Here is a 9,721-nt window from a genome sequence, read left to right as displayed (position 1 = left end):
AGGCCGGCTCCCCGTGGACGGATCAGGTCCTTCCCCCAGATCGGCCCCTTAGCCTGTCCCCGCGTCGCGTTTGACCGGCCGTTCCCCGGTCACGTAGGCGTTCCATGGGTGGATTCAAGAAGTTCCTCTTACGGGGCAACATCGTGGAGCTGGCCGTCGCGGTGATCGTGGGGGCGACGTTCAGCGGGCTCGTACAGGCGCTCGTGGCCGATCTCATCACCCCGTTGATCGGTGCCGTGACCGGCGGGCGGAAGCCGGACTTCGCTCAGTACTCCTTCACCGTCAACGGCAGCCAGTTCAAGTACGGCGACTTCCTCAACCATCTCATCACCTTCCTGATCATCGCGGCCGTCGTGTACTGGCTGGTCGTCCTGCCGATGACGCGGCTGGTCAGCCTGTTCGACCGGGACCAGCAGGCCACGACCCGGCAGTGCCCGGAGTGCCTGAGCGACGTCCCGACGGAGGCGCGCCGGTGCGCACACTGCACCTCGCCGCTGGTCCCCGACTCCGAGAAGCCCACCGTCACCGAACCCCGGTAAGCGGCCGGGACGGGCAAGAGCATCCCCGGCATTGGGCCAGGCTTGGGGTGGAAGGGGCAGCGGCCGACGGAAGCCGCCGAGGTGCCCCGTACGCATGGGGTGTGGGGTTTTGGCAGGTTGTGGGCTTCAAAGGGGCCGAGGGTTGGGCAGGATGGGCGGGTGAGCGTTGAGTTGATGGTCTGGGACGAGCCCGTGCCGATCTCCAGGGATCAGGCGCGGGCCGCGTACCTGGCCGCGAAGAAGGGCAAGCCGGTCCAGGGCGCGCTGCCGGAGGTCGCCAAGGAGTTGCCGGGGCTCGTCACGGTGTTCCCCGGGCACGTGCTGGTGACGATGGACCTGGACTCGATGGACGAGATGTCCGGCCAGGTGTTCACCGTCGCGCGGGCGCACGGGCTGGTCTGCTACGACCCGCAGCGCGACCTCGTCCACAACGTCGGCCCGCTCGGCGTCCACCAGGGCATGCAGCTCCACACGGGCGACGGCATGGTGGTGCACGACCCGGACCTCGGACTGGTCCACGACGTGCTGGCCACCCTGTCGGCGCAGAACCCGTTCGCGGCCCTGGTGACCTTCGGGCACCACTTCATCCAGGTGTCCCCCGCCGAGCAGGCCGAGCCCGCGTACGAGGTGGAGTACAAGGAAGGACGCATGGTGCGGACGCTGATGCCGCGCCTCGACGAGGTGCGGCAGGCGTTCCACGAGTACGCCACCGGCGACCGGTCCTTCCTGAGCCGGCACGAGTGGTCCTGACGGTGGCAGGATCGGCGGGATGAGAACCCATTACCCGCCCGTCGAGCCCTACGACTCCGGCTTCCTGGACGTGGGGGACGGCAACGAGATCTACTGGGAGCTGTGCGGCAACCCCGCCGGCAAGCCCGCCGTGATGCTGCACGGCGGCCCGGGCGGTGGCTGCACGGACAAGCACCGCCGGCAGTGGAACCCCGACCTGTACAAGGTCGTGCTGTTCGACCAGCGCAACTGCGGGCGCAGCCGCCCCCACGCGAGCGACCCCGCCACGTCGCTGGAGCACAACACCACCTGGCACCTCGTCGCCGACATGGAGCGCCTGCGCGAGCATCTCGGCATCGAGACGTGGCAGGTGTTCGGCGGGTCGTGGGGCAGCTCGCTCGCCCTGGCGTACGCGCAGACCCACCCGGAGCGCACGACCGAGCTGGTGCTGCGCGGGATCTTCACGCTGCGGCCGCATGAGCTGCGCTGGATGTACCAGGAGGGCGCCTCGTACCTGTTCCCCGACGGGTGGGAGGCGTACCTGGCGCCGATCCCCGAGGAGGAGCGCGGCGACCTGATCGCCGCCTTCCGCCGTCGGCTGGAGGGCGACGACCCCGAGGCGCGGCTGGCGGCGGCGCGGGCGTGGGCGCAGTGGGAGGCCTCCACGATCACGCTGCTGCCGGACGAGGAGCTGGTCGCGGAGTTCGGCGAGGAGCGCATGGCGGTGGCCTTCTCCCGGATCGAGAACCACTACTTCACCCACCTGGGCTGGTTCGAGCCCGAGCAGCTCATCCGCGACGTCGGCAAGGTCCGCCACATCCCGGCCGTCATCGTGCAGGGCCGCTACGACGCCTGCACGCCCATGGTCACGGCCTGGGACCTGCACCGGGCCTGGCCCGAGGCGGAGTTCCACGTGGTGGCCGACGCGGGGCACGCCGCCACCGAGCCGGGCATCGTGGACCGGCTCATCGCGGCGACAGACGGCTTCGCGCCAGCCGTACCACCGGCGTGACCGCGCCGACCAGCAGCAGCGTGCACAGCGGCGCCAGCGTCACGCCGATGAGGAAGCCCGCCGCCACGTCGTGCGGGTAGTGGACGCCGACGAACACCCGCGAGAACGCCATGACCGCCGCCAGCGGCAGCACCACCCAGGCCAGGGCGCGCCAGGCCAGCACCAGCGCGCCCGCCGCGCCGGCGGCGATCACGGCGTGGTTGCTGGGGAACGACCAGTCGTCCGGGGGCGGGCACGCGGTGATCGTCGCCACGCCGCCCCGGCACGGCCGGTCCTCCCTGACGACGGTCTTGACGACCTCGCTGACGACGTACGCGCACACCACTCCGGCGGGGCCGGCGATCGCGATCGCCAGGTCGCGCGCGGCCCCGTTGCGGGTCCGCCACCAGCACAGCACGAACAACGCGGCGAACAGGAACAAGCCGGCGTCGGTGCCCACCTCCGCGAGGGTGTGGAGCCATGCGGGCGTGCCGAGGGCGAAGTCGACGATGTCGCGGTACACACGTGTCCAATCGGTGAACGAGCAGTGACACGACTTTACGGAAGATCACCCGCTTTCGCGTCGGACTCCCGGCCGATCCCGGAGTGTCGCCGATCGGCCGATCGGCCGAGGGCCGCACTCGACGAAGGTCAGGGCGCGGCACGCCGGATCGGCGGCGTAGGCGGAGTTCTGGCCGGGTAGAGAGGCATGCGTGATCGGAGAGCACGTGATCGTCGGCTACACCGCCGACGCGGGTGGACGTGACGCTCTCGCCCTCGGCGCCGCCATCACGCGGGTCACCGGCGGCGAGCTGACCGTGGCGACGGTCTACCCGCCCGGGAGTCCCGGCGAGGCCGTGGAGGCGCAGGCGAACCTGGCGCACGCCGCCGAGGAGCTGGACGGCATGCCCGCCGAGTACATCACCTACGAGAGCCGGGGCGTGGGGCGCGGGCTGTCCGTCCTGGCCAGCCGGATCCGGGCCGACCTGGTCGTGGCCGGCTCGGCGGACGGCGGACAGCGGGGGCGCATCGCGATCGGGTCCACCTCGGACCACCTGCTGCACCTGTCGCCGGAGGCGGTGATGCTGGCGCCCGCCGGGTACCGCCCGTCCGAGGAGGCGGGGCGGCTCACGCTCGCCTACGTCCACCGGCCCCAGTGCGACGCCGCCGTGGAGCGGGTGGCGCAGACGGCCCTGCGGCTGGGCGTGCCGCTGCGGCTCATCACGCTCGACCTCCGTACGGACGACCCGGGCCGGCTCGGCGACGACCTGGCCCTCGCCGTACGGCTGGCGTGGGAGTCGACCGGCATCGAGGCCGAGGCGGAGATCGCCGAAGGGCACGACGTGGCCTCGGCCCTGGAGACGCTGGAGTGGACGCCCGGCGAGCTGCTGGTGTGCGCGGCCAGCGAGGACGCGCAGCCGCACCGGGTCTTCCTCGGGGAGCTGGCCATGAAGGTGCTGCGGGCGGCGCCGTGCCCGGTCACGGTGCTGCCGCGCGGGTTCGGCTGACGCGAGTTCGACCGCCGCGCCGCCCCTCCTAGGCTGGTGCCCTCACAGGTCACAGGGGGGCAAGGGTGCGTCAGGCGCGGCTGATCGTGGTCGTGGTGCTGGCCGGATTCGCCGGCGTGTACGTGATCGCGGGTTTCCCCGGGGCGCTGGCGGTCTTCGGCGTCCAGGTCGCGTACGTGTTGTGGCGGCGCGCCGGATGGCTGCTCACCGCGCAGGCCGCGCTGGTGACCGGGCTGTCGGCCGGGCTCGGGTCCTCCGTGGGGGTGATCGGGTTCCTGGGCGGAGCGCTGCTGCTGTCGCGGTGGTGGGCGCTGACGCCCATGGCGGTGCTGGAGGCGGCGGTGATCGAGCACGCCCGGCACGGCGACGTGCGGACCACCCTGGACGCCACGATCACGACGGCGCTGCTGTCACTGCTCATCTACGGCATGGGACGGCTGGTGGACCGGGCCGGCGAGCTGCACGCGAGCCGGGCGGCGCTGGCGGCGGGCGCGGCGGCCGACGAGCGGCTGCGGATCGCGGCGGAGCTGAACGACGGCCTGGGCCGGGGCCTGGCGGTGATCGTCGAGGGCGTGCGGCGGGCCCTCGCGGGCGCCGACATGCTGGGCGAGGTGGTGCGGACGGCGCGGGAGTCGCTGGCCACGGCCCGGGAGGCGGCCGCCGGCTACCGGGCCATGTCCCTCGGCCCCGAGCTGACGACCGCCCGCGCCCTGCTGGCCGCCGCCGGGATCGGCGCCGAGGTGCGCGAAGGGCACGCCGAGCCGCTGGGACCGGCGGGCGCCGTGCTCGCCGCCGTGCTGCGGGAGGCGGTGACGGACGTCGTCCGGCGCGGCGCCGCCCGTACGTGCCTGATCGAGACCCTGGAGACGGACGGGACGGTGCGGCTGCGCGTCACGGACGACGGCCGGCGGACCGCCGAGGACGGCGGGCCGGGCGCGACGGCCGCGCAGGTGGAGGCGGCGGGCGGCGTCCTGTCTGCGGGGCTCGCCCCGGACGGCCGCTACGTCGTCGAGGCCGCGCTGCCCCACCAGGCCGCCGGCGCAGGCGAGGCGGAGACGGGCAGGGCGACGTACGGCGAGTCGTACGGCGTGGTCCTCGGGCTGCTCGCGGCCGTGCTGGTGGGGTTCAGCGTGAAGGCCCTGCTGGCGCTGCCCGCGGGCATGGTGGCGCCCGCGGCGGCGGTCCTGGCCGTGATCGTCGCGATGCAGCTGCGGTCCGTCAACGGCCGGCACATGGCGGCGCTGGGCGTGATGACCGTGCTGGCGGTCGCGCCCGTGCCGGTGTTCGGGCCGATCTGGCTGGGCGTGGCCGGGTTCGTGGCGGGGCCGGTGCTGCTGGCGTTCCGGTGGCGGGTGGCCTGGCCGCTCGTGGCGGGCGTGCTCGCCGCGGTGGCCGTCGCGGGGACGGCCTTCGGGCTGCCCTCCGCCGTCACAGCGAACTTCACCGTCAGCACCCTCGTCACCGGTCTCGTCGTGTACGGCCTGGTGCGGCTGGCCCGGCAGGTGAAGGAGCTCCAGGCCGCCCGCGAGGAGCTGGCCCGCGCGGCCGTCGTCGAGGAGCGCCTGCGGGCCGCCCGTGACCTGCACGACCTCCTCGGCCACAGCCTGGCCGCCATCCTGCTGAAGTGCGAGCTGGCCCGGCGGCTCGACCCCGCGCGGGCCCGTGCGGAGCTGACGGGAGTCATCGCCCTGGCCGAGCAGGCGGAGGCGGACCTGCGCTCGGTCTCCGGCGAGCACCGCGAGCTGTCGCTGGCCTCCGAGGCGGCCTCGGCGCGCTCGGTGCTGTCGGCCGCGGGGGTGGAGGTCACCGTGGACCTCGACCACCCGCCGCTGCCCGCCGAGGCCGAGACCGTGCTGAGCGCCGTCCTGCGCGAGGCCGTGACGAACGTGCTGCGCCACAGCTCCGCACGCACCTGCGCCGTCTCCACGGCGCTGGAGGACGGCGCGGTACGGCTGCGCGTCCGCAACGACGGCGCCCGGGGCGCGCGGGCCCGGCACGGCTCGTCCGGCATCGGCAACCTCACCACCCGGCTGGCCGCCCTCGACGGCCGCCTGACCACCGCCGCGGAGGACGGCTGGTTCGAGCTGGAGGCCGTGACCCCCCTCCTCGCCACGCCCTGCCCGAGCCCGGCGGCGTGAGCGGGCGTCAGATCCAGCCGGCCTCCGTGGCGATCCGGACCGCGTCCGTGCGGTTGCGGGCGTTGAGCTTGGCCACGATGCCCGTCAGGTAGTTGCGGACCGTGCCCGCCGTCAGGTGCAGCTCGGCGGCGATGTCCGTGGCGTCGCCGCCGCCGGCTGCCAGGCGCAGCACGTCCGCCTCGCGGCCGGTCAGCGGGTTCTCCGCCAGCCCCCAGGCGGCCACCGCGAGCGAGGGGTCCAGCACCCGCTCCCCCGCCGCGACCTTGCGGATGGCCGCCACCAGGTCCTCCGGCGGCGCCGTCTTCAGCAGGAAACCGTCCACCTGGGCCGCCAGCGCCCGGCGCAGGTGCCCCGGCTTGCCGTACCCGGTGAGCATGAGCATGCGGCACGACGGGACGCGGGCGCGGATCTCGCTCGCCGCGTCGAGGCCGTCGAGCCGGCCCGGCATGTCGATGTCCATGACGGCCACGTCCGGCCGGTGGGCCGGGGCGGCGGCCACGGCGGCGTCGCCCGAGTCCACGGCCGCCACGACCTCCAGGTCGGCCTCCAGGCCCAGCAGCGCCGCCAGCGCGCCCCTGACCACGTGCTGATCTTCTGCCAGCAGTACGCGAATCACGGGGACATGTCTATCAGTGTCCGGTTCATGATGGCGTCATGGTCGACCGGTGATCGCGTCTCTGGTCCGGGGGCGGCCCGCTGAGCAGGCTTGAGGGCATGACGGACGTGGTGCGGCTCGACGCCGTGAGCAAGGTGTACGGGAAGGGGCAGGGGGCCGTGGCCGCCCTGCGCGAGGTGTCCGTGGCGATCCCGCGCGGGAGCTTCACGGCGGTGATGGGGCCGTCCGGATCGGGCAAGAGCACGTTCCTGCACTGCGCGGCCGGGCTGGACGTCCCGACCTCGGGCTCGGTCCGGCTGGGCGGCACGGAGCTGGCCGGCATGGACGAGACCCGGCTGACCGAGCTGCGCAGGCGGCGGGTCGGGTTCGTGTTCCAGTCGTTCAACCTGGTCCCGTCGCTGACGGTGACGGAGAACGTGGCGCTGCCCCTGCGGCTGGCCGGGGCCCGCGTGGACGCGTTCTGGGCGGCGGAGCTGCTGCGCCGGGTCGGCATGGACGGTCGGGCCGGGCGGCGGCCGGCGGAGTTGTCGGGCGGCCAGCAGCAGCGGGCGGCGATCGCCCGGGCACTGGTGACGAAGCCGGAGGTGCTCTTCGGCGACGAGCCGACCGGGGCGCTGGACACGATGACGGCCCGGGGTGTGCTGACGTTGCTGCGCGAGGTGGTGGAGGGCATGGGCCAGACCGTGGTGATGGTCACCCACGACCCGGTGGCCGCCTCGTACGCCGACACCGTGCTGTTCCTGGCCGACGGGCGGATCGTGGACGAGATGGGCGCGCCGTCGGCCGAGAAGGTGGCCGAGCGCATGACGCGGCTGGGGGCGTGGACGTGATGGCGAGGTCCCAGGGGATGACGGGGTTCGCGGTCCGCTCGCTGCGGCATCGCAAGGCCGGGGTGGCGGGGGCCTTCGTGGCGCTGCTCTGCGCCGCGGCGCTGGTGTGCGCCTGCCTGATGCTGCTGGACACGGGCCTGCGCGGCACGGTCGCGCCGCAGCGCTACGCGGGGGCGCCGCTGATCGTGGCCGGTGACCGCTTCGTGCGGCAGACGGTGGCCTCGGGCGACAAGGTGAAGACCAAGGCCAAGCCGCTAGCGGAGCGGGCGTGGATCCCCGCCGGGCTGGCGGGCGAGCTGCGGGCCGCGCCCGGGGTGTCGCGGGTGGTCCCGGAGGTGACGTTCCCGTTCGGCGAGGCGCTGGGGCACGGGTGGGAGTCGGCCGCGCTCACGCCGTTCACGATCGCGTCGGGACGGCAGCCGCGGACGGCGGGCGAGGTGGTGGTCGACGCCCGCGCCGGGCTGGCCGTCGGCGCGCGGCTGGGCCGTCATCGGGTCGTCGGCGTGACCGCGCAGGCGCTGCCGGGGCAGGACACGGTGTTCCTCTCCACGGCGGAGGCGCGCCGGCTGGCCGGCCACGCGGGGCTGGTGAGCGCGATCGGGGTGTTCCCCCGGGTGGACGTCTCCGCCGTGCTGGCCGCGCACGCGGGCGACAAGCGGAACGCCGCTCCTGTCGCCTACACCGGGGACGAGCGCGGGGCGGTCGAGTTCCTGGACGCGGAGAAGGCGCGGACCCGGCTGGTGAGCCTGGGCGGCGCGCTCGGCGGCACCTCGCTGCTGGTGGCGATCCTCGTCGTGGCCGGCACGTTCGCCCTGTCGGTCCAGCAGCGGCAGCGGGAGATCGCGCTGCTGCGCGCCGTGGCCGCCACGCCCCGGCAGGTGCGCCGGCTGCTGGGCGGCGAGGCGGTGCTGCTCGGGCTGGCCGCCGGGACGCTCGGCTCGGCGGCGGGGATGGGACTGGGGTTCTGGCTGCGGTCGAGGTTCGTGGCGCTCGGCGCGATGCCGGAGAACCTGGAGCTGGTCGTGAGCCCGTTCCCGGCGCTGGCCGCGCTCGTCGCGACCGTGGCGGCGGCCTGGGTGGCGGCCCTGGTGTCGGCGCGGCGCGCGACCCGGATCAGGCCGGTGGAGGCCCTGGGCGAGGCGGCGCTGGAGAGCGGCCGGCCGGCGACGGGCCGGATCGTGGCGGGAGCGGTGCTGGCCGCCGGCGGCGCGGCGCTCGCGGTGGTGCTGTCCGGGCTGGAGACGGAGGCGGCGGCGAGCCCGGTGACGATGCTCACCGCGCTGGTGTGGGCGGCGGCCGTGGCGCTGCTCGGTCCGCTGCTGGCGCGGGCGGCGGTCACGGCGCTCGGGGCGCCCCTGGGCGCACTCGGCGCCGCCGGCCACCTCGCGGCGCGCAACCTGCGCTCCCGCGCCGGGCGGACGGCTTCGGTCATCGCGCCGCTCACCCTCATGGTCGCCATGACGTGCACGATCCTGTTCGTCCCCGTCACCCTCGGCCAGGCGGCCCGCGAGCAGGCCGACGCCGGGATCCACGCCGGGTTCGTCCTGTCCGGCCGCGAACTGCCCGCCGTGACGGGCCCGGCGCTCCGGGAGGGCACGCCCGCCGCCCGGGTGCGCCGGGTGCCCGGGGTGGAGGCCGTCACCGAGGTGGTGCGCACCTCCGTCAGGGCCGGGCTCGACCGGTACGGCGCGCAGGGCCTCACGCCGGACGCCCGTACCGTGGACCTGGGAGTCGTGGCCGGGTCCCTGGACGGGTTCGGCCCCGGCTCGGTCGCGCTGAGCCGGACCGCGGCCTCCCGGCTCGGCGTGGGGGTGGGCGACCGGCTGGAGCTGACGCTCGGCGACGGCACGCCGGTCGCGCCGCGGGTCGCCGCCCTCTACGCCCGCGGCCTCGGGTTCGGCGATATGACTCTGGACCACGCGCTCGTCGCCGCGCACGTCGACGACCCGTCGGGCACGCTGCTGGTGTCGGCACCCACGCTGACCCGGGACCGGCTCGCCGCGGCCCTGCCCGGGCTGCGGGTGCTCGACCGCGCCGAGGCGGCCGAGGTGGGCGCCCCCGACGCCGAGGTGAACTACGTGGCCATGGGACTGGTCATCGCCTTCACCGCGATCGCCGTGGTCAACACGCTGGCCATGTCCACCTCGGACCGCGCCGGCGAGCTGGCGCTGCTGCGGCTGGTGGGCACGACCAGGCGGCAGGTGCTGCGCGTGCTGCGGCTGGAGACGCTGACCGCGGTGCTCGTGTCGGTCGGGGCGGGCACGGTGATCGCGCTGGTGACGCTGACGGCGTTCGCCGCGGGCATGACGGGCTCGGCGGCGCCGTCCGTGCCCGTGCCGGTGTACCTGGCCGTGGCCGGCGCGGTGGCGG

General features: G+C 74.8%; 9 protein-coding genes. 7 read left to right on the top strand and 2 right to left on the bottom strand.

Annotation, left to right across the window (positions count from 1 at the left end):
* Positions 1-104 precede the first annotated feature (104 nt).
* The 3 genes from mscL to pip all read left to right on the top strand — a co-directional run bounded on the left by mscL (position 105) and on the right by pip (position 2,280).
* Positions 105-539 carry a large conductance mechanosensitive channel protein MscL gene (gene mscL, locus AB0H64_RS19785; protein WP_357626239.1) on the top strand — a complete coding sequence of 145 codons (435 nt, stop codon included), beginning with the start codon at positions 105-107 and terminating at the stop codon, positions 537-539.
* Between the two features lie 159 nt (positions 540-698).
* Positions 699-1,289 (top strand): hypothetical protein, encoded by a 591-nt coding sequence (locus AB0H64_RS19780; protein ID WP_357626238.1) that lies wholly within the window; start codon positions 699-701, stop codon positions 1,287-1,289.
* A gap of 19 nt (positions 1,290-1,308) precedes the next feature.
* A complete protein-coding gene (pip, locus tag AB0H64_RS19775; RefSeq protein WP_357626235.1) occupies positions 1,309-2,280 on the top strand; it encodes a prolyl aminopeptidase in 972 nt (323 codons plus the stop codon).
* Here pip and AB0H64_RS19770 read toward each other — a convergent pair.
* The gene (locus AB0H64_RS19770; RefSeq protein WP_357626232.1) at positions 2,234-2,782 is read right to left on the bottom strand and encodes a phosphatase PAP2 family protein; all 549 of its coding nucleotides are present in this window, start codon (positions 2,780-2,782) and stop codon (positions 2,234-2,236) included. The genes pip and AB0H64_RS19770 overlap by 47 nt on opposite strands.
* A gap of 190 nt (positions 2,783-2,972) precedes the next feature.
* On the opposite strand from AB0H64_RS19770, the gene AB0H64_RS19765 reads away from it, so the two are divergent.
* Entirely contained in the window at positions 2,973-3,767 is a 795-nt protein-coding gene (locus tag AB0H64_RS19765; RefSeq protein ID WP_357626230.1) for a universal stress protein, read from the top strand.
* A gap of 65 nt (positions 3,768-3,832) precedes the next feature.
* Positions 3,833-5,905: a histidine kinase gene (locus AB0H64_RS19760; RefSeq protein WP_357626229.1), complete on the top strand. Its 2,073-nt coding sequence runs from the start codon at positions 3,833-3,835 to the stop codon at positions 5,903-5,905.
* A gap of 7 nt (positions 5,906-5,912) precedes the next feature.
* Here the strand turns inward: AB0H64_RS19760 and AB0H64_RS19755 are convergent, their stop codons facing one another.
* Positions 5,913-6,521: a response regulator transcription factor gene (locus AB0H64_RS19755; RefSeq protein WP_357626227.1), complete on the bottom strand. Its 609-nt coding sequence runs from the start codon at positions 6,519-6,521 to the stop codon at positions 5,913-5,915.
* Between the two features lie 98 nt (positions 6,522-6,619).
* Here AB0H64_RS19755 and AB0H64_RS19750 point away from each other — a divergent pair, with 98 nt between their 5' ends.
* Both AB0H64_RS19750 and AB0H64_RS19745 read left to right on the top strand, forming a co-directional pair.
* Positions 6,620-7,351 carry an ABC transporter ATP-binding protein gene (locus tag AB0H64_RS19750; RefSeq protein WP_357626226.1) on the top strand — a complete coding sequence of 244 codons (732 nt, stop codon included), beginning with the start codon at positions 6,620-6,622 and terminating at the stop codon, positions 7,349-7,351.
* Between the two features lie 17 nt (positions 7,352-7,368).
* On the top strand, positions 7,369-9,721 hold a 2,353-nt coding region (locus AB0H64_RS19745), incomplete at its 3' end, for an FtsX-like permease family protein (protein WP_357626223.1).

This window comes from Nonomuraea sp. NPDC050733, assembly GCF_040654215.1.
Lineage (GTDB): Bacteria > Actinomycetota > Actinomycetes > Streptosporangiales > Streptosporangiaceae > Nonomuraea.
This window is presented reverse-complemented; position numbering and strand designations above follow the sequence as displayed.

What these genes read in the sequence shown, in the direction of transcription:
- pip (WP_357626235.1), top strand. Translation starts at nt 1,309, where the DNA reads ATGAGAACCCATTACCCGCCCGTCGAGCCCTACGACTCCGGCTTCCTG.
- AB0H64_RS19750 (WP_357626226.1), top strand. Translation starts at nt 6,620, where the DNA reads ATGACGGACGTGGTGCGGCTCGACGCCGTGAGCAAGGTGTACGGGAAG.
- mscL (WP_357626239.1), top strand. Translation starts at nt 105, where the DNA reads ATGGGTGGATTCAAGAAGTTCCTCTTACGGGGCAACATCGTGGAGCTG.